Below are 17695 nucleotides of genomic sequence, written 5' to 3'. Positions count from 1 at the left end.
CGCGTGAGGGCGGTTGTTGCGCCTGTGCTTATATAGGGCAGCGAATGTGTGAAGGCAGGCTTGCAAAACAGCCTGCAAACCCCACATATTTTGTAAAGGGAGGACCTGGCATATGAAGCTTGAAGATATTGCCCTGATCGGGATTCTGATTATTTCCGGCATTGGTGTCTTGTTTTATGGTGTGCTGATTGTGCTTGGCACTATCGCGACATTTCCGTTCGGCCTGCCCATTCTGGCGCTGGGCGGCATATTTGTGTTTGTCTTTCTGGGCGTCGTCCTGCAGCGGATGAACAACAAGGAAGACGATTATTATGAGAAGAACATAAAGGAGTAGGCGGATGCTTGTGGCAACTGTGGAATATGTGGCTGGCAGGGATGTGGTGGAAACGATCGGTATCTGCCGGGGCAATGTGATCCGGGCGAAACATGTGGGTACTGATTTTGTGGCCAGCCTGCGCAATCTTGTCGGCGGGGAGATGACGGAATATTCCAAGCTGATGGCGGAAGCGCGCGAGCAGGCCTATGACCGCATGGTGCGCCACGCGGAGGAACTGGGCGCGGACGCCATTATCGGGATGCGCTTTACGACGTCGACCATTACGCCGGGTGCTGCAGAAATTCTGGCGTTTGGTACAGCCGTGAAGCTGGCGTGAGGGAGGCGGGCATGAAAAAAATTATTGCAGGCTTTCTCGCCTTATCCATGACAGCCTGCGGGGGAACACCTGTGGAAGAAGCTGCCGTTTCCGAGCTTGGCATCAAAACCTCCGCCCCCGGTCTGATTGAATTGATGCAGAAGGTCTCCGGCCGTGATGATGCTGACTGCATGAGCCCTGCTGAGAATGTCAGCGTCTGTGTCGTCAGTGAGGGGCGCGAAGTCTACAGCTTTACGTTCGGCGAGCATCCGGCTCATCCTGCGGCCTTGTTCAGGGGCTTTGTGGAAGTGGAGGCGCAGGACGCTTTGCAGCTTCAGCAGCGGGGCTGGTATGCTGGTGATGAAGCTGCGGCGATGGCGTTTTTCGAGCGCCGCGTTAGGAGTGCAGAGCAGCCCAGGCGAGAGTGATGGTTAGTCTCGGTCTGTTCTAGGCGCCGAAAACTCTTCTCCATATGTGCCGACGCAAGTGGCATATCGTACATCCAGTATCTGTATTTTGCAAGCGGATCAGCTCTTCCCGGTCGGGCATTACAGCAGGGGTTTTGATATCCCAGGCGAGGTCTAACCGCTCCAGAAACTTGATGAACCACCATCCGGGATCAGGTTGTCCGGGTAACAGGCCTATTTTTGCTGAACCCGGATAGGCATGATGATTATTGTGCCAGCTTTCCCCCATGCTGATAAGCCCGGCAACCGGAACATCCTTACCCTGCACACTTGCGCCCAGGACACGCCAGCTCATTCTGTCATTACGATGCTTTGTTTCGTGATGCGCGAAATAGCCAACCAGCCAGTGGCCCGTTACACTTATTGTGACGCGTAGCGCCACACCCCAGATGAGCCACGGTAAGCCACCCAGAAACAGCAGCAGCAGCGCAAGCGGGAGTTGTTGCCATATCCATGTTCGCTCCATCCAGGCATAGACTTTGTCATTACGTAATCGGTCCTCAAGCCTGAACTCTGGTTCATTCTCCAGTGCGACATCACAGTGGCATTGCCAGAAATAATCCTGCCAGATGCCACGTGCGTGGCACAGATAGTCATGACACGCCGGTTGGCGTTGTGCCCAGTCGCGCAGATCATGTTGCCGGATCATGCCGATGGGGCCAGCCATCCCGACAAGTGTACCCAGCCAGACCAGAAAGTATTCCAGCCAGAGCGAGCAGTCGAAGCTGCTGTGAATCAGACGCCGGTGCATACCGACAGAATGCCCCGCGCATAGTGTTGCTCCTGTCAGTACAAGGAAAACAAGGAGCGCTTCAAGGCTGAAGGTCAGTGGTGCGCCAATAATGGCAACTATCGTCATTGTGCCAATCCAGACTGACTTGGCCGGTTTCCAGATGACGTGCCCGCGTGCCGGATCTTCGTTGTTTATGGCAATGATGCGTTCAGACCCTTTCACCAGTTTCATGATGTACTCTCCTGCTCCTCAACATCCCGTAGAGCTTTGCTTTTTCGCTTGCGTTCGTATTTTATGGGGCGAGAGACCGGGCAGACTTCCTGCACATAGCCATTCAATGTGTTGACGAGGTTATCGGCAACAAGAGCATAGTGGGTATACTGACCAGCGCGCCTGCCCGTAATGAGCCGGGCATTTTCGAGAATTTGCAGATGTTTTGATATGGCGGGCTTGCTCATTTCAAATCGCGCTGCGATTTCGCCAGCAGTCAGCTTTCCCTCTGACAGATAAGCGAGAATTTTGCGTCTCGGGCCAGAGGCAAGCGCTTCAAAAACAGCATCCATGAAACTGATTAACCTTCTAAATAATTAACTAATAGGTTAATTATTTCGGCCTGTCTATATGGCGTTTGAGTCAGCATATCACATTGGGTAGATATATTAGCGATTGCGATGCCCTAATGCAGTGTTGCGTTGGCGGGGTCAGTGTCATCGGCCATGGCGGCGAGGCGCTGGAAATAGTCGGCGAGTTCTCTGGCGGCTGACAGGGGCATGACGAACTGCACTTCTTCCGGCTTGAAGGCCGGGTCTGCAGATGGTTTATGCTGAAAAGTGACCTGCACGGCGACCTTGTCGTCCTGAATCAGGGTTGTGGACGCGGTCTTCATCAGCTTGAAGGTGACGCTGCCGTCCTCATTGCGGGTCCAGACATCATTGTCTTTTTTCATCATTCCTGCCTTTCAGCGCCCGGATGTTTGCAGCGCCCAAGTGTTTGGTAAGGCAAAGCCTAGCTTCTAATCCCGTAGCGGGCAAGGCAGCACGGGTCTGGGTAGTGTCTCAGTTTGAAATTGGAGGACGGTTATTGGCCCATATGCGGCATTGAACGCTGGCCCTCGGTGGTCTTAGGCGCGACCACAAGCTGACGTTTTCAGCGCATCATTACGTCCTTTATAGTTCACTAAATTTCGTGGACATGTGTGCCGCGCATTCGGAGCCGCAAGACAACAGCGACTAGGGTGTGGACTCAATTGATCCAGCATTTTGCTGCGAAGAGATATATCATGTTGATGAAGTTCCTTCGAGATTTCTCGAACCGTGTAGCCAGCCGTCTCATGTCTTTCATTTTGCAGAAGAACCGCTCGACAATATTACGCATGGCGTAAAGGCTGGTGTCATGCGGGACCGGATTGCGCGCATTGGACTTGGCGGGAATAACCGCCAACGCACCTTCATCGGCGATATCGCGCCTGATCTTCGCACTGCCATAGGCTTTGTCCAGGACCATCGCCAGAGGCGGCATCTCCCAGTCGAGGAAGACATTCATCACCTGGCTGTCATGAACATGGCCGCCAGTGACCTCAATGCGCAATGGCCTGCCATTTTCATCTACGGCCACGTGAACTTTGCTTGTGCGACCGCCCCGTGAGCGTCCAATATCTTCCGCCAGTTCCCCCTTTTTGAGCCACTCGCTGCGCGGTGAGCTTTGACAATCGAGGCGTCTATGAAGATCAGACTGTCCTCACATTCTTCAGCGAGCGCATCGAATATGCCCTTCCAGACGCCGCGCTCGCCCCACCTGTTATACCGATTGTAAGCAGTCGTGTACGGTCCATATCGTTCCGGCAAGTCCCGCCATGGCGCGCCTGTGCGCAAAATGTAAAAGATGCCGTTCAGGATCGTACGATCATCTTTGCGCTTCGGGCCGCGGCTAACCTTTGGCAACAACGGTTCAATCACCGCCCATTCTTCATCCGACAAATCAAACCGCGCCATTTAAGACTCCCTTTCGGAAATCCCTGAATCACGCTTTGCACAAACAAATCAATCAGTTAAATTGGGTACAGACCCTAGAACCGGAACGGCAGAAGGAATTATTTCTTTATATAGAATAGTATTTGGATCTACGAGTAATAACTTCGAGAGTAAGTTAATACTTAGAGTCTGAATCAAAAGTCTTTCATATGAAACATGCTCTTGCCAGTCGTCTTGTTGCGATACGGATGTGAGCCATGAATAGCCATGCGATAGCTGAGGTCCAGCATCGTTCCCAATCCTTGGCGAGACGGCGTGATCGCCCTAACCATGCGAATGTGCGTTCTACGACCCATCGCCGGGGCAGGACTTTAAAGCCTTTCATTTTATCGGATCGCTTGATGATTTCCATCCGGAATGGACCGACTTTTTTAAGTTTGCGCTTTAGCTTATCTCCCGCATAGCCACCATCGGCAAAGATATGGCGAAGCCATGGAAATTTGTCTCGCGCTTCCATCAACACCGCTGGTGCGCCGTCGCGATCCTGTACATCCGCGGCATGCACAAGTGCTGTCACCAGAAAGCCTTCCGTATCCGTCAGAATATGCCGCTTGCGGCCTTTTATATTTTTGCCCGCGTCAAAGCCAGTAATACCGCCACTTTCTGTGGTTTTAACCGACTGGCTATCGATCACACCTGCGCTGGGGTGTGGGCTTCTGCCGTGTGCTTCGCGGCATTCAAACAGCAGGCGGTGATTGATCTTTTCCAGCAATCTGTCATCACGCCACCAATAAAAATATTTCTGAACCGTCGAAAAAGGCGGGAAATCCCTTGGTAACATGCGCCATTGGCAGCCAGTAGACGCGATATACAACAAGGCGTTCATGATCTCCCGCATCGGCCACTTGCGAGGACGCCCCATCCGATTTGGAAGAGGTATTTCAGGTTCAATCAAAGCCCATTCGTCGTCCGTCAGATCACTTGCATAGCGCAGGAAACTGCGGTCATAACATGTGCGGGTGGTTTCATTCCAACTCATCTGATCCTCCGTGTCTTAAGCAAACAAAGAGAATCATAAGTCGTTGAAATCACCCAGATACTTTTGGATCAGGCTCTAAGAGACAATAATTGTTGCACCGGTATGCTGAACAGGCGGGCACCCTTGTATTCAAATGAGGAAACAATCAGACTTGCACCAGCAACAGAGAAGGCAGCGCCTGCCCATATAATTGCTGTTACGGTCACGGCTTGATGATAAAGCGCAGCATAGATACAGGCGACACCGAGCAGGCTGATAAGTGCTGCAAGCGCACTGCCTTCAGCGGCAGAATTCAGCAACTCCCGTGAGACGGGGTTGTCTTCCCTGTTAATTGAACTGCGCACGTACTACCCTCTAGACGAGCAGACGTTACTCAAAATCGCTTAACATCCGGTATATGGTTAAATGGTTGTTCTTTAGTGCCCATATCCACCTCAGGTAGAGCTGGAAGCCGCCAGGGCTTTCAGCCCCTCGCGCCAGTTTGGGTAGAGAAATTTATAACCCAGGTCCTGCTTCAGGCGGTCGTTCCTGATACGCTTGTTCTCAGCATAGAAACTTCTTGCCATATCTGAAAGGTTGGCGTCTTCAAGAGAGACCAGTGGTGGTTTTTCACGATCTGACAGTTGTGCCGCATATTCGATAACGTCCTGTGGGGGGGCAGGTTCGTCATCTGCCAGATTGTAAAGGTTATGAGCGGGCAAACAGTTCGTGGCGGACCTTTCAAGAATAAGCCGCGTAATGGCTGCAATATCTTCTACATGGATGCGATTAAAAACCTGCCCTGGTTTGAAGACACGACGGGCGTCATCGCCCTGTCTTTGTAATGTTACCAGAGCATTTCGCCCAGGCCCGTAAATGCCGGAAAGTCTGAGAATGGTAACCGCAATGCGCTGTTCCTCGCTGAACGTGCGCCATTGCTTCTCAGCTTTCAGGCGTTGCCTGCCACGAGTCAAGGTGGAGACAGGTTCCGTATCCTCATCAATCCAGTCTCCCCCATGATCACCGCATACGCCTGTGGAAGAATAGTAGATAACACTGCGCAAGGCAGTCATCCTGCTTTTGACTTTTTTTATCATCTCAAGTGAAGGGCAGCCATTTGTGTCAGGGGCAGTTGAGACGAGAATTTCAGTGACATTTGAAAAATCAGTATCAGGAATGCCCTTGGCAGCGTCCCATATAAGAGGTTTGATGCCTTTTTTATCTAGTTTTTCAGCTTTTTCGCTTGAGCGGGTTGTGCCGCTCACCAGCCAGCGCTTTTCGAGCATTGCTTTTGCCGTGTATCCAGCTGTGTAACCCAAACCGAGGCAAAGCAGGTGGTTATGGTTCGGCGATTTATCCGTCATCCTCGTTTTCCAGATGTTCGAGAAATCCCCGCGCAGCATCTTCGATCAGATCGAAAACATGTTCAAAGCCATCAGCACCACCATAATATGGATCCGGTACTTCGCGCTCTGAGCAGCCTGCAAAATCGAGGAACAAACGAATATCACATTCCCTGTTGGCAGGGGCCATGGCCAGAAGTGAATGGTGGTTATTGAGATCCATGGCCACCAGATAATCGAATTCGTAAAAGTCAGCGAGGTCTACCTGGCGGGCACTTAGTTGTGACAGGCCTATCCCGCGCCGTTTTGCCGTCGCCTGCATGCGCGCATCAGGTGCTTTGCCAACATGCCATGCGCCCGTGCCGGCAGAGTCACAATAAACATCGAAACCTGCTTCCTTTGCCCGGGCGCGAAAAACGCCCTCAGCAGCCGGTGAGCGACAGATGTTCCCAAGGCAGACGAATAGAATACGCTTCATCGGGCAATTATGCGTGCTTTGCTGCGTCCTGTCATCCTGTTAGAACAAGCCATGGACCTTTCAGACAGAATTGTTGTTCTGACCGGCGCCGGCATCAGCGCTGACTCTGGCGTGCCGACCTTTCGGGACAGTGGCGGTATCTGGGCGAAATATCACTACCGCGATGTTGCAACGCCGGAAGGGTTCGCGGCGAACCCTAATCTGTTGCATGAGTTCTACAATCTGCGACGTGCAGGGCTTCCAACTGTGCAGCCAAACCCTGCGCATGATGCATTGGCACAGTTGGCGCAAGCGAAGCGTGAAGCAGGTGGCTGCCTCACACTTGTCACCCAGAATGTGGATGATCTTCATGAGCGTGGTGGCAGCAAAAGTGTCTGGCACATGCATGGAGAGTTGACCAAAGCCAGATGCACCAGTTGTGGCACCGTCCGGGAATGGGCCGATGCGTTGTCTGTAACTGTCTCCTGTCCTGATTGCGCAGAGCGCGGCACGTTGCGCCCACATATTGTCTGGTTTGGGGAAGTGCCGATGTTGATGGAAGAAATCGCCGAGGCTGTTGCAGAAGCAGACCTGTTCGTCTCAATCGGTACGTCCGGTTCTGTTTATCCGGCAGCAGGATTTGTGGGGGAGGCGAAGTCGCTCGGCATTCCCTGTATGGAAATCAACCTTGAGCCATCTGAAAACGCCCACCTCTTTGACGAGGCTTTTTACGGACCGGCGGCTGAGCAGGTGCCCGTCTTTGTTGGTCGATTGATGTCCGCTGTTAGCAGATAGTTGCTAGTGGCAGGAAACATCGGTGGGTGTGATTTGCGTCACATGCGGATCGGGAATCCGTGTTTAGCGTGGTTTGAACGATAGATGATCGAAAAATCAATCAGGCTCAGGCGGCCACAATCGATCATCCTCTTGTGTTGAAGGGCTGGGCAGCTCAGCAAATACAAGGACGGAAGTGTCAGTCATCGAGATGTAAATCTCACTCAGCAGGGATGTAAACCGGTGCGTGTGGTTCTCCCCAACAAACGCGCCTGTAGTCTAGGAGACTGATTATGCTGGGTAAAATTATACAGAATATTTTCGCTATCATCCTGCCACCTGTTATTGTGGCATTCCGCCGTGGCGGTGGTCTTTACCTCGTGATCAACCTTGCGCTGACTGTTTGCGGGTTTATCCCGGGCGTCCTTCACGCGCTCTGGGTTGTGAATAGCCTGGAAGAGGATGATGAAGACGTTTCAACAACTGGCGCTGCGACAATCAGCGCGAGCAGTCTCGTTTAAGGAAAAGATGTTCGCCTTGCTTACCCATTGCGGGGCGACGCATTTTCATCTGACGTCAGATGAACAGGCAGACTGGCCGGATTTCTCTCTCCCCCTTGGAATCTGGCTGGTCTGTTTTTTTCGGCGGCCTCAGTCTCCCATACAACCGTCTGGTTTGTAAATGCGATGTGTGGCTGCCGGATATTTGAGTAGCAGCGCCTTTTGTCTGGTTGGGCGTATGGTGAAACTGCCGCCGCAATTCGGGCAAATACCCTCCAGCTTTTCTTCCGCGCAGGTTTTGCAGAAGGTGCATTCGAACGAGCAAATACGCGCTTCTGTCGATTCTGGCGGCAGATCTTTGTCGCAGCACTCACAGCCGGGTCGCATTTCAAGCATCATCAACTCCCTGAAGATAGCTGGGTGAGTTCCTCCAGCGCCCAGCGCGCGGCTTCTCGCACCAGTTCGGAGGCATCATTCATGTTATGTTGCGCCACTGCAATCAGCTCAGGGCTGGCGCTGCTATTGCCTATGGCGATCATGACATTCCTGATGAAGCGGTCACGCCCAATGCGTTTGACGGGCGATGCGCGAAAGTGTTCCCGAAAGCCAGCATCATCCAGCATCGCCAGCTCGACGAGCAGAGGGGCTTTCAGGCTGGCGCGTGTATGAAACGCCATTTCTTCTGTTTGCTGTGCAAATTTATTCCACGGGCAGACCGCGAGGCAGTCATCGCAGCCATAAATGCGATTACCCATCGCTTTGCGAAATTCTGTCGGGATGTGCCCTTTGTGCTCGATTGTCAGGTAGGAAATACAGCGCCGCGCATCCAGTTGATAGGGTTGGGGGAAGGCGTTGGTGGGGCAAATATCAAGGCAACTCTGGCAACGGCCACAGTGATCTGCTTCCGGATTGTCTTCAGGTAAATCAAGCGTTGTAAAGATGGCACCGAGAAATAACCAGGAACCGAATTCCCGTGAAACAAGATTTGTGTGTTTGCCCTGCCAACCGAGGCCGGCTTGCGCCGCAATCGGTTTTTCCATAACCGGTGCTGTATCCACAAAGACTTTCACTTCGCAGTCATAGGTGGCGCAAAGCCATCGGCCGATACGCTTCAGGCGCTTCTTGATAAGGTCGTGATAATCCTTGTTCTGCGCATACACGGATATATTTGCCATCTCCGTGTATGTCAGTTTCTGCAGGGGATCTGCATCAGGTCCGTAGTTCAGCCCAAGCATGATGACGGAACGGGCAGCAGGCCACAGCGCATCGGGTGAGCGACGCTGTGATTGTCGCTCTCGCATCCATTCCATGGAGCCATGATGGTCGGCAGTGAGCCAGTCAGAAAGGCCATCACCCACTTTGCCGGGCAATGTCGCGGTGGTGAAGCCCACGGCGTCAAAACCTTCAGCAAGTGCCTTGGTTCTGATCTCTTCTTTCCCGTTTGTGGTCAATTTTCTGCCCTGCTTCGTCTGGCACGTTTCTTTCATATTGGAAGGCAGGAGTATAGAGAGCATGTCCCACGCCCCCCTGCAGTACAATCCTGCACCTGAAGATCAGCCGGAACAAGACAGTGCAGCACCCTCGCTGATGCCGGGGCGCATGGCTTCCCTGTTTTATTTCAGGACAGGTCCCCTGATCGCCACAGGTGTCTCGGCTGTTGTGGTAATGCCTTTGTTGTTTCTCGTCTTCACATCTGCGTCGCTGTTTGTTGTCGATCCGCCGATGGATGTGCTTGCGCTCTGGCTCGATGCGCGCGCTCTTGTGGTGGAACCGCCGTCGCTTGATGTTGCTGCGCGCAGCCTGGGAGAGGGCAGCTTCGTCTACCTGATGCTGGTGAACGTCGCCACCCTGTTCGGGGGCACGCCAGGTGAAGCGCTTCTCAAGGCGCAAGGCCTGATGGCAATCCTGCTGCTCTTGCCGCTTGCCTATGGGGCTGCCATGCGCTTGCCGTTGTTGCCAGCTTCAGCATTGACCTTGTTCATCCTGATGATCGTCATGGTCCCGGCGCAAGGCGTGTTGTCAGCACCGTCGATGTTTTCAATGGCCGTGTTCCTGTGGTTGAGTCTTGTACTCTGGGTACGTCCTCACAGGTCGATGTTGCGCTGCGCGCAAATGGAAGGCTTGTGTGCAGGGGTTGGTCTCTGGTTTCTCTACATGACAGCCCTGCCGCTTTTTTTCGCCGCTCTTACGGGGGTCACGGCAACGCTGGTACTTCAAGGCCGCCGTGGCCTCGTCTTTATCCTGATGGCTGTTGCGGTTTTCCTCATTCTTGCAGCCTGTGCTGAATTGTTGAGCCAGATGGTACTCGCGCAAAGCCTCGCCGCCTTGCGTTTTGAAGGGTTGGGTATTGCTCCGATAACGGCCCTGCCGGGTTTATCCCACCTGCTCGCACTGAGTATCATCGCCATAGCCTTGCTGACACGCGCTGCCAATCATGCGGTCATTACAGTCTTCCTGCTGTTGATGGTTCTGGCAGGAAGTGCTGCCAGCCTTGCCTTTGGCATGGACCCGCTGCCTGTGCTGCTGCTTGCAGCATTTGCCGCCACATTCGCGCATACGAGTTCTGCGGAGCGCCATGCGATCGGGTCCAGCCCCCGGCCCGCCCTTGCTGGCGTATTCTCCCTGTCAGCCATGTTGTTCTGTGCCGCTGGCTTGGCGATCGTGCAGGGAGGCGCATCCCTGAGCCATCAGTACAAAGCGCAGCCAATGGCAGAAACAGCACAGCTGGGGTTTTCTTTCGCGCAAGAGCCGCATTATGCAAAACTCATCCTGACGCGACAGCTTGATCCTGTTGTGCTGACACAGGGGATCAGTCTTTCCGCCGCAGATCAGGCCTTGCTCATGGGAGAGGGCCTGGCGCTGGCGGCACGTCTGCATTCACAGCAGCAAAAAGTTGCACTGGTCAGCGGCGGTAATCTCTCCCTGCTGGCGGAGGGCTTTCTGTCCCCGAAAGAGACAGCTCAGGTCGTACTGGCGCCAAGGTTGGTCATTGACCAGCGTACTGACGAGGCCAGAGTGTCGGCGCAGGCTGTTCTCTATACCCAGTACAGAAAAGCCCCTAAAACAGAACAGCTCTCGCCAGCATATGATCTTTGGATCCGGCAATAACCGGGGCAGATCAGGCGCGCTTGCCCCAGGCAATGAAATGCGGGTTATCAAATTCTCGCGCCACCTTGCCATAGGTGAGGGGGCCGGCCTCATCAGTCCCGTCCAGCGCGTTGACCAGACCACCCGCAGCCTCAAGCACGGCCTGACCGGCACCTGTATCCCACTCCATGGTGCGGCCCAGCCTTGGATAGACATCTGCTATGCCTTCAGCGACCAGACAGAATTTGAGGGAAGACCCTGCAGGGGTAAAATCTTTTGCGCCCAGAGCAGTTAACAGCTCTTCTGTCTCGGGTGAGCGGTGGCTGCGACTGGCAACGGCGATGAGATTATCCGTGTCCACGCGGCGCGCAGAAATCTCTTTTGCCGGTCCTGCCTCGGACATGTTTTGTCCGGGCGCGACGATGCGCAGCCACGCGCCGGTGTCCTGTGAGCCTGAATAGAGCTTGTCACATCCTGGCGCATAGACAACCCCCATCACGGGTCTGCCATCGCGGATCAGAGCGATATTGACGGTAAACTCGCCTGTCCTGTTGACGAACTCCCGGGTGCCATCAAGGGGGTCAACCAGAAAGAACTGATTGCCCAGTACCGGGATATTGCCTTCGGATGCGGCTTCTTCGGCCAGTACCGGCATATCAGGCGCGAGTTCTGCCAGCCCTTTCAGAATAAGGGCCTCTGCCAGTTTGTCCGCCTGCGTTACGGCAGAACCATCCGCTTTTGTATCAACGCCGAAGTTGGTTTGATAAATATCACTGATGACCTTGCCCGCCTCAAGGGAGATACGGGTCATGCCTTCCAGCAAAACTGAATCCGTCATGCTTGATCCTGTCCGATTATTGTGGGTGCAGGGCTAAGGGGCATGACGACAGATGGCAAGTATTATTGGCTGTTCGCGCAGGCAAGTTGCCTGGCGGACCGGGCGAGTAGCCGGTCGGCGACGACCTGAGCGAGCAGGCGATTGCCGGTCGGGGTCAGGTGATAATGCCCCTGTTCCCAATACAGTTTCGTGTCCGGCCTTGCGGCTTGCCGAAAAGAGTCGACGGGTGAAATGAAATGCGGTTGCGCGACAAGCTGCGCTGGCAACAGGCGGAAGGCGGAGCTGAACGATGTGCGCGTGTGGAAAGAGGGAATATCCACAACGAAAAATGCTGCATCATTCTGCGTGGCGACTTGTTCTGCATGGGTCAATAGCGCAACATCAAGAGGACTGGCATCGGGCCGGTCCGGCTGGTCCAGCATGGTCACTTCCTTGCTGACGGCGGTCACCGCTGTGTTGACCAGTGCACCGCCTGTCAGTGTATGTTTGATGAATGTGGCGGCCTTCTCGCGCGTTGCGGCATAAAGATGGCTGTTCTCGCTGACACTCTTGTAGAGCGGCATACGCTCAAGAAGCTGACGTGTACGAATGGCAGGCATGTAGGCTGCGCCGGTCTCTTGTAGCTGCCCGGCTTGATAGGCGTAAAGCCCGGCGCGCAGATTGTCGGCCGGGTCCGTGTGATGCCATTGAAACAGGACGATGTCCGGGGTGAAGGACAAGCCCTTGCTTTCAAGGGTGCGCAGCATCTCCGCTGTGCCGAAACCGGAAACAGCAAAATTCAGCACTTCCACCGGGCAGCGTTCGGCCCGCAGGGCCTGTTCCAGTTGCCAGGCAAAACTGTCCTGAAGGTCAGATTCATAGCCCATGAAATAGCTGTCACCAAACAGGGCAACACGCGTCACGCCGTGAGGTTTCTCAAGCGGATAGGATAGTTCGGCTCTCAGGCCCTGTTCATTGATGCGGATGGAAACACGCGTTTCCGGCGTCACCTGTGCGTAGTCAGCACCCGGCACGTTCATACGGATGCCATAGGGGGCAGCAGTGACATGGCGCGGGATGATTGCCTGTGGTGCCAGCAGGCGCAGGAAGGTTTCGGCAAAAATCAGCGCATAGCCGATGACGAGAATGCAGAGAATGGAAATGTGAAACGGTTTCTGCATGGGCCTAAAAATCGAAATAGATGAATTGCTGTCCGCCATCCGCTGACAGGAAGAAGATGCCACAGATCAGGAACAGCAGGGCATTGAGACCGGCAAACTGCCGCAGGGAAACAGAGCCCTGCTCTGATGCTCTCATCAGCGGTGGCATGAATTCCAGCTTGCCCGTGGTTGCCTGCATTGTCTGCACAAGCAGCAGGGGCCAGAGATAGAACAGCAACTGGCCGGTTTGTGGCAGGATGAAGAGTTCTGTGAAAATGGCACCGCTGGTCACGGCGCTGCCTGCCACAGCCATGGCCGTGAAGGCGTCCCCGATGCTTTGTGTCCGGAAGAAGGTCCAGCCGACGAGTGTCAGAACGGTCATGACAGCCCAGGCACCAAGATTGATACTGAAACTTCTGGCAGTCGGCCCCTGCTGGCGGGCAAGCCAGGCATCAACTGACAAAACGCGGTACACGGCGAGGATGGCGCCGTGGAATGCGCCCCAGGCAATAAAGGTCCAGGCAGCGCCATGCCATAAACCGCCCAGCAGCATGGTGATAAACAGGTTCCTGTATGTGAGGAGCCTGCCTTTGCGGTTGCCGCCTAGCGGGACATAGAGATAATCCCGCAGCCAGCTGGACAGGGAAATATGCCAGCGCCGCCAGAACTCTGACGGGGTGCGGGAGAGATATGGCAGATTGAAATTCAGCATCAGGTCGAACCCGATCATGCGGGCCAGCCCGCGCGCCATGTCAGAATATCCGGAGAAGTCGCAATAGATCTGAAAGGCAAATGCGATGATACCCACCAGCATAAGGACAGGTGCTGCTTCTGCCGGACTGGCAAAAGCAGCATTGGCAATGGGGGCGATATTGTCCGCGATGACGATTTTCTTGAACAGGCCCCAGGTGAATAACAGCGCGCCGCTGGTTGCCTTGTCGCCATCCCACTGGCGGGTGTTTTCAAATTGGGGCAGCAGGTTTCTTGCCCGCTCTATGGGCCCGGCAACAAGCTGGGGGAAGAACGCAACATAGGCGGCAAAATCAATCAGTCGCTCGGTCGGCTGCATCTGCTTGCGATAGATGTCGATTGTATAGGACAGGGTCTGGAACGTGTAGAACGAAATGCCGACCGGCAGAATGATCTGGACCAGAGACTCGTTGACGTTCATCCCGAGCGAGGAAAAGGCCTGCACAAAGCTTTCCGTAAAGAAACCAAAATACTTGAAGATGCCAAGGAGGCCGAGATTGAGTATAATGGATGTCACCAGATAAGCCTTGCGGCGTATGGGGCCGGAAAGTTGATCGAGACGGCGCAGCACAAGCCAGGCAACAGGCAACAGGCCAAGGATAGCGACGAGATAAATCCAGCTTGTGGCAATAGTCGGGAGTGTGGCGATGCAGGCAACTGCCAGTAACAGGCCAGCGGCCTTTGCCAGATGCGCGCGGCGATAGCGCGGGCCCGCAGTGCCCAGGCCACAGATAAAGTCACAGGCGGTTGAGAGAGCAATCAAAATCAGGAAGCGTTCATCCCACCAGCCGTAAAACAGATATGAGGCACCAAGGATCAGCCCGTTCTGCAGGCGCAACTGACCGCGCATCAGCCAGTACAGGCAGAAGAAGCAGGCAAAGAACAGAAAGAATATGCCTGAGTTAAATAACACGTCCCTGACACCTCATCCTGTACCGTGATGGTACAAATCCGTTAACAGATGATTATATGCGTCCAACTGCTGGCGGATCAAAGATAATGCTTTATTGCCGGGGATCAGTTAAAAAGACGTGCACGCTTTACCGTTTATTATGCATGACCTGATAAACCTGTTTCCAGAGTAGTGTTTGGACGTAGTATGGTAGAGTATCAGCAGGCGCTTGAGGGAGCGGGCTTGCGGGCGTTTACACGTCGGCAGGCAGGATTTTCCCGAAAAGTTTGTAGTGACATTTCCGCGATCAGTACGGTGGCGGTTGTCGGCATATCCTCGCTTCTGGCGTCGCTGTTGCTTGGTGTTTACAGCGAGCCGTCGAAATATCTCAGTGTCGGCATCCTTGGCGGAATCCTGATAGCGGAACTCTACAGCCACAAGGGATATTACAATTTTGACCGGTTGCTGAGGCCATGGGCAGTGCTGCCGGGTATTCTTTCCCTATGGGCATTGGCCCTCCTGATACTGACCTGTTTTGCGTTCCTGACAGATATTTCGCAGGACTTTTCGCGGCGCTGGCTAGTTTACTGGTTTGTGATCGGAGGTGCAGGCGTGGCGATCAGCCGCTTTGCCATGGCCTATCATTTTCAGGGCATGTGCCGTGTGGGGGGCTCGCTGAGCCGGCGTGTGGCTGTTGTCGGGGCAAGTACTCTGGCAGAGAAATTCATCAGTCTTTCCACAGAGGAAGATAAATCTGTGCAGATTATGGGCGTTTATGATGACCGTCATGGTGACCCGCAGCGTGCCGGGGGGCTGGCGATCAGTGGCAGTGTGGATGATCTTGTGGATAGTGCCATGCATGGCGGGTTCGATGATATTGTTATCTGCCTGCCATGGTCTGCCACGGACCGGATCAATGAGATATTCCGTCGGCTGTCTGTTTTGCCAGCCAATACTGTCGTATGCCCTGACATGCTGTGGCTCGAGAACAAACATGGCGGTATTTCGCATCTGGGCGGTGTGCCGTTGCTCAACATTCACCGTCGCCCGCTGGAAGGGTGGGGCGGCATTCTGAAGGCGGCTGAAGATCGGGTCGTTTCAAGCCTTTTGCTGGCGTTCCTGTCACCGTTGATGTTGCTTATCGCCTTGCTGATCAAGCTGGACAGCCGGGGCCCTGTATTGTTCAGCCAGAACAGGCATGGCTTTCAGCACGATGTTTTCAGGATACATAAATTCCGGACAATGACAGTTATGGAAAATGGCGCTGATGTGCGGCAGGCCACCAAGGGAGATATGCGCGTCACCCGTATCGGCGCTTTCCTGCGGCGGTATTCGCTGGATGAGTTACCGCAGCTCTGGAATGTGCTGAAAGGCGATATGTCGCTTGTTGGACCACGGCCCCATGCGGTGGCGCATAATGAGCAATATGCGCAGGTAATTGCAGATTATGCCGGGCGCCACCGGGTGAAACCGGGTATCAGTGGCTGGGCGCAGGTCAATGGTTGTCGGGGGGAGACATCTGAAAACGAGATGATGGAAGAGCGTGTCCGTCATGATCTCTATTATATCGAAAACTGGTCATTATTCCTCGATATACGGATTATACTGATGACTATATGGGCTGTGCTGTTCCCCAAGAACGCTTACTGATTATTTCTTCGCAAGCTGAGCGAGGCTTTATCGCTGCGGCTCATGTATCCAGTCTTTTTCTGATGGCGTTACTGACAGACCGTGGTGCCCGTTTTGCAGGTTGATCCGTTGCTTCGTCCGCGTCATCCTTGATGTTTTCCATGCTTAAGGAAAGCCTGCTGTCGCCGCTGCCATTCACCCCCGAGCCCGGGCAAGCCGGTGAAGATGAGAGCATTCTGCTCGTGGCATAAATGCTGGCATCCGTATGATGACCGTTTGTGTTATGGTTGATTGCGTCATGCCCATTCGAGGCAGGTATGCCCGTGCCTTCCCGATCCGTTTTTGCGCTGCTGGAGGCAGGGCGCAGCGAGGCGACGAGGGCTTCCTCGTCTGTTGCCGGGGCCGATCTGAGCGGCCTGTTGACCGATACAGATTCTTCTGATGGGGAAGCTGTACCAGGATCGTCTTCCGCCGGGGTATCCCCGAGCGGATATAAGGTCCAGCCTTCCCAGTCTTCTTCAGCGGCTTCGCGCCAGACATTTTCTTGTGATGCCGGGGGGGAGGGCGTGCCCGGTGTGCGCGTCATCACTGGCAGTGCTGTTTCAGCGGCGGCTTGATTGCGGCATCCTGGCGCTGGCTCGGCCACTGACATTGATACGGACACTGGCGGGCTGTCTTGAGGAGTTTCATCCTCACTGTCGGGCATTTTTTCGAGGCGCAACTGATCGACAGGCGGCTCTTCGTCAATGATATTGGTCAGGTCCTCGCCTGCATCTTCCGTGATATAATCCCAGAGGTCGAAGATATGCAGCAGCGCTTCGGCGCTGATCGCCCGGCCGGAGTGAAAGCTGGTTTTGCCTTCGCGGTTGACGTGAATGAGATGGAAGCCTTCTTCCGCATTGAGGGTTTTGCGCAATAGCTGATTGTCGAGCCAGTCATAGGCTTCGCCATTTTCTGCCGGCGCGAGGTCGCCATAGATTTCGATAATCTTGAACTCTGCTTCCAGTAGCGGATTGAGAATGCGGCGCAATTCGCGGCGCTGTTCCCGGCAGACCGGGTCATCCATATCCGGCCCGATCAACATCAGCGAGCGCGACAGGCTGAATTCGGGACGGCTGGAAGATTCGGTTACATCGACAGCCACATCAAGGGATTTCATGGCCCTCGGGCGCAGGGCAAAGATGCCGGCGGCAAGGCCAGCCAGCAAGCACACCACTGCGATGAGGAACGTCATTTCCAACCCGTCACCGTTTCCGTTCTGTCATATATCGCACAAACAGGTTGTGCATCGTTTAATGCCCGGAACAGCAGCTGGATAAGCCGACAATCGTCCCAGGGCGAGCAGGATCATACAAGGGGCACACTAACATTGCCCGATTACACTAAAGCTGTGGCATTGAAAACCGTGTCAACAGGTTTTAAGCCAATTAACAGGCAATTCCTGCCCGCCTGACGATCCTCCTTCT

General features: G+C 54.3%; 20 protein-coding genes and 1 pseudogene. 7 read left to right on the top strand and 14 right to left on the bottom strand.

Features of this window, described 5'->3' with window-relative positions:
• The first annotated feature begins 112 nt into the window (after positions 1 to 112).
• From RAL90_RS12300 to RAL90_RS12290, 3 genes are read left to right on the top strand one after another with little or no spacing between them, the layout of a single operon-like run.
• A complete protein-coding gene (locus RAL90_RS12300; RefSeq protein WP_306251043.1) occupies positions 113 to 334 on the top strand; it encodes a hypothetical protein in 222 nt (73 codons plus the stop codon).
• Between the two features lie 4 nt (positions 335 to 338).
• Positions 339 to 653, top strand: a complete 315-nt coding sequence (locus RAL90_RS12295; RefSeq protein ID WP_306251041.1) for a YbjQ family protein — start codon at positions 339 to 341, stop codon at positions 651 to 653.
• A gap of 11 nt (positions 654 to 664) precedes the next feature.
• A complete protein-coding gene (locus RAL90_RS12290; RefSeq protein ID WP_306251039.1) occupies positions 665 to 1060 on the top strand; it encodes a hypothetical protein in 396 nt (131 codons plus the stop codon).
• A gap of 19 nt (positions 1061 to 1079) precedes the next feature.
• On the opposite strand, the gene RAL90_RS12285 is transcribed toward RAL90_RS12290, so the two are convergent.
• The 8 genes and pseudogenes from RAL90_RS12285 to RAL90_RS12250 all read right to left on the bottom strand — a co-directional run bounded on the left by RAL90_RS12285 (position 1080) and on the right by RAL90_RS12250 (position 6641).
• A complete protein-coding gene (locus RAL90_RS12285) occupies positions 1080 to 2063 on the bottom strand; it encodes an acyl-CoA desaturase (protein ID WP_306251037.1) in 984 nt (327 codons plus the stop codon).
• Positions 2060 to 2395 carry a metalloregulator ArsR/SmtB family transcription factor gene (locus tag RAL90_RS12280; protein ID WP_306251036.1) on the bottom strand — a complete coding sequence of 112 codons (336 nt, stop codon included), beginning with the start codon at positions 2393 to 2395 and terminating at the stop codon, positions 2060 to 2062. Before RAL90_RS12280 ends, RAL90_RS12285 begins: the two co-directional genes overlap by 4 nt.
• Positions 2396 to 2508: 113 nt before the next feature.
• Positions 2509 to 2778 (bottom strand): hypothetical protein, encoded by a 270-nt coding sequence (locus tag RAL90_RS12275; protein WP_306251034.1) that lies wholly within the window; start codon positions 2776 to 2778, stop codon positions 2509 to 2511.
• 299 nt (positions 2779 to 3077) lie between these two features.
• A pseudogene (locus RAL90_RS12270) lies at positions 3078 to 3796 on the bottom strand (IS5 family transposase); the annotation flags it as partial.
• A 211-nt stretch (positions 3797 to 4007) separates the two neighbouring features.
• Entirely contained in the window at positions 4008 to 4841 is an 834-nt protein-coding gene (locus tag RAL90_RS12265; protein ID WP_306251032.1) for an IS5 family transposase, read from the bottom strand.
• A gap of 68 nt (positions 4842 to 4909) precedes the next feature.
• A complete protein-coding gene (locus RAL90_RS12260) occupies positions 4910 to 5185 on the bottom strand; it encodes a hypothetical protein (protein WP_306251030.1) in 276 nt (91 codons plus the stop codon).
• 90 nt (positions 5186 to 5275) lie between these two features.
• Positions 5276 to 6184, bottom strand: coding sequence for an SDR family oxidoreductase (locus tag RAL90_RS12255; RefSeq protein ID WP_306251028.1), 909 nt, complete (start codon positions 6182 to 6184; stop codon positions 5276 to 5278).
• Positions 6174 to 6641, bottom strand: a complete 468-nt coding sequence (locus RAL90_RS12250; protein WP_306251026.1) for a low molecular weight protein-tyrosine-phosphatase — start codon at positions 6639 to 6641, stop codon at positions 6174 to 6176. Before RAL90_RS12250 ends, RAL90_RS12255 begins: the two co-directional genes overlap by 11 nt.
• A gap of 51 nt (positions 6642 to 6692) precedes the next feature.
• Between RAL90_RS12250 and RAL90_RS12245 the strand changes: the two genes are divergently transcribed.
• Complete coding sequence (locus tag RAL90_RS12245; RefSeq protein ID WP_372340477.1) at positions 6693 to 7415, top strand: NAD-dependent deacylase; 723 nt, start codon at positions 6693 to 6695, stop codon at positions 7413 to 7415.
• A gap of 272 nt (positions 7416 to 7687) precedes the next feature.
• Positions 7688 to 7915: a YqaE/Pmp3 family membrane protein gene (locus tag RAL90_RS12240; RefSeq protein ID WP_306251021.1), complete on the top strand. Its 228-nt coding sequence runs from the start codon at positions 7688 to 7690 to the stop codon at positions 7913 to 7915.
• A gap of 129 nt (positions 7916 to 8044) precedes the next feature.
• Here RAL90_RS12240 and RAL90_RS16370 read toward each other — a convergent pair whose 3' ends face one another.
• Entirely contained in the window at positions 8045 to 8290 is a 246-nt protein-coding gene (locus RAL90_RS16370) for a DUF1272 domain-containing protein (protein ID WP_372340476.1), read from the bottom strand.
• A 2-nt stretch (positions 8291 to 8292) separates the two neighbouring features.
• Positions 8293 to 9381, bottom strand: coding sequence for a tRNA epoxyqueuosine(34) reductase QueG (queG, locus tag RAL90_RS12235; RefSeq protein ID WP_372340475.1), 1089 nt, complete (start codon positions 9379 to 9381; stop codon positions 8293 to 8295).
• Between the two features lie 25 nt (positions 9382 to 9406).
• Between queG and RAL90_RS12230 the strand changes: the two genes are divergently transcribed.
• Complete coding sequence (locus RAL90_RS12230) at positions 9407 to 11002, top strand: hypothetical protein (RefSeq protein WP_306251017.1); 1596 nt, start codon at positions 9407 to 9409, stop codon at positions 11000 to 11002.
• 10 nt (positions 11003 to 11012) lie between these two features.
• Here the strand turns inward: RAL90_RS12230 and cysQ are convergent, their stop codons facing one another.
• The 3 genes from cysQ to RAL90_RS12215 form a co-directional block, all read right to left on the bottom strand.
• Positions 11013 to 11819 carry a 3'(2'),5'-bisphosphate nucleotidase CysQ gene (gene cysQ / locus RAL90_RS12225; RefSeq protein ID WP_306251015.1) on the bottom strand — a complete coding sequence of 269 codons (807 nt, stop codon included), beginning with the start codon at positions 11817 to 11819 and terminating at the stop codon, positions 11013 to 11015.
• A 62-nt stretch (positions 11820 to 11881) separates the two neighbouring features.
• Complete coding sequence (locus tag RAL90_RS12220) at positions 11882 to 12979, bottom strand: SGNH/GDSL hydrolase family protein (protein ID WP_306251013.1); 1098 nt, start codon at positions 12977 to 12979, stop codon at positions 11882 to 11884.
• Positions 12980 to 12983: 4 nt separating this feature from the next.
• Positions 12984 to 14621: an MBOAT family protein gene (locus RAL90_RS12215; RefSeq protein ID WP_306251011.1), complete on the bottom strand. Its 1638-nt coding sequence runs from the start codon at positions 14619 to 14621 to the stop codon at positions 12984 to 12986.
• Positions 14622 to 14807: 186 nt separating this feature from the next.
• On the opposite strand from RAL90_RS12215, the gene RAL90_RS12210 reads away from it, so the two are divergent.
• Positions 14808 to 16250 carry an undecaprenyl-phosphate glucose phosphotransferase gene (locus RAL90_RS12210; protein ID WP_306251009.1) on the top strand — a complete coding sequence of 481 codons (1443 nt, stop codon included), beginning with the start codon at positions 14808 to 14810 and terminating at the stop codon, positions 16248 to 16250.
• 40 nt (positions 16251 to 16290) lie between these two features.
• Here the strand turns inward: RAL90_RS12210 and RAL90_RS12205 are convergent, their stop codons facing one another.
• Positions 16291 to 17463, bottom strand: coding sequence for a hypothetical protein (locus RAL90_RS12205; protein ID WP_306251007.1), 1173 nt, complete (start codon positions 17461 to 17463; stop codon positions 16291 to 16293).
• Between the last annotated feature and the right edge of the window lie 232 nt (positions 17464 to 17695).

The sequence above is a fragment of the Parvularcula sp. IMCC14364 genome (assembly GCF_030758415.1).
In the GTDB taxonomy this organism is placed as follows: domain Bacteria; phylum Pseudomonadota; class Alphaproteobacteria; order Caulobacterales; family Parvularculaceae; genus Aquisalinus.
The sequence above is the reverse complement of the archived record's forward strand: the minus strand, read 5'-3'. Positions and strand labels throughout refer to the sequence as shown.

Coding starts and splice junctions, on each gene's coding strand:
- RAL90_RS12300 (WP_306251043.1), top strand. CDS start 113: ATGAAGCTTGAAGATATTGCCCTGATCGGGATTCTGATTATTTCCGGC.
- RAL90_RS12295 (WP_306251041.1), top strand. CDS start 339: ATGCTTGTGGCAACTGTGGAATATGTGGCTGGCAGGGATGTGGTGGAA.
- RAL90_RS12290 (WP_306251039.1), top strand. CDS start 665: ATGAAAAAAATTATTGCAGGCTTTCTCGCCTTATCCATGACAGCCTGC.
- RAL90_RS12285 (WP_306251037.1), bottom strand. CDS start 2,063: ATGAAACTGGTGAAAGGGTCTGAACGCATCATTGCCATAAACAACGAA.
- RAL90_RS12280 (WP_306251036.1), bottom strand. CDS start 2,395: ATGGATGCTGTTTTTGAAGCGCTTGCCTCTGGCCCGAGACGCAAAATT.
- RAL90_RS12275 (WP_306251034.1), bottom strand. CDS start 2,778: ATGAAAAAAGACAATGATGTCTGGACCCGCAATGAGGACGGCAGCGTC.
- RAL90_RS12265 (WP_306251032.1), bottom strand. CDS start 4,841: ATGAGTTGGAATGAAACCACCCGCACATGTTATGACCGCAGTTTCCTG.
- RAL90_RS12255 (WP_306251028.1), bottom strand. CDS start 6,184: ATGACGGATAAATCGCCGAACCATAACCACCTGCTTTGCCTCGGTTTG.
- RAL90_RS12250 (WP_306251026.1), bottom strand. CDS start 6,641: ATGAAGCGTATTCTATTCGTCTGCCTTGGGAACATCTGTCGCTCACCG.
- RAL90_RS12245 (WP_372340477.1), top strand. CDS start 6,693: ATGGACCTTTCAGACAGAATTGTTGTTCTGACCGGCGCCGGCATCAGC.
- RAL90_RS12240 (WP_306251021.1), top strand. CDS start 7,688: ATGCTGGGTAAAATTATACAGAATATTTTCGCTATCATCCTGCCACCT.
- RAL90_RS16370 (WP_372340476.1), bottom strand. CDS start 8,290: ATGCTTGAAATGCGACCCGGCTGTGAGTGCTGCGACAAAGATCTGCCG.
- queG (WP_372340475.1), bottom strand. CDS start 9,381: ATGAAAGAAACGTGCCAGACGAAGCAGGGCAGAAAATTGACCACAAAC.
- RAL90_RS12230 (WP_306251017.1), top strand. CDS start 9,407: ATGTCCCACGCCCCCCTGCAGTACAATCCTGCACCTGAAGATCAGCCG.
- cysQ (WP_306251015.1), bottom strand. CDS start 11,819: ATGACGGATTCAGTTTTGCTGGAAGGCATGACCCGTATCTCCCTTGAG.
- RAL90_RS12220 (WP_306251013.1), bottom strand. CDS start 12,979: ATGCAGAAACCGTTTCACATTTCCATTCTCTGCATTCTCGTCATCGGC.
- RAL90_RS12210 (WP_306251009.1), top strand. CDS start 14,808: ATGGTAGAGTATCAGCAGGCGCTTGAGGGAGCGGGCTTGCGGGCGTTT.
- RAL90_RS12205 (WP_306251007.1), bottom strand. CDS start 17,463: ATGACGTTCCTCATCGCAGTGGTGTGCTTGCTGGCTGGCCTTGCCGCC.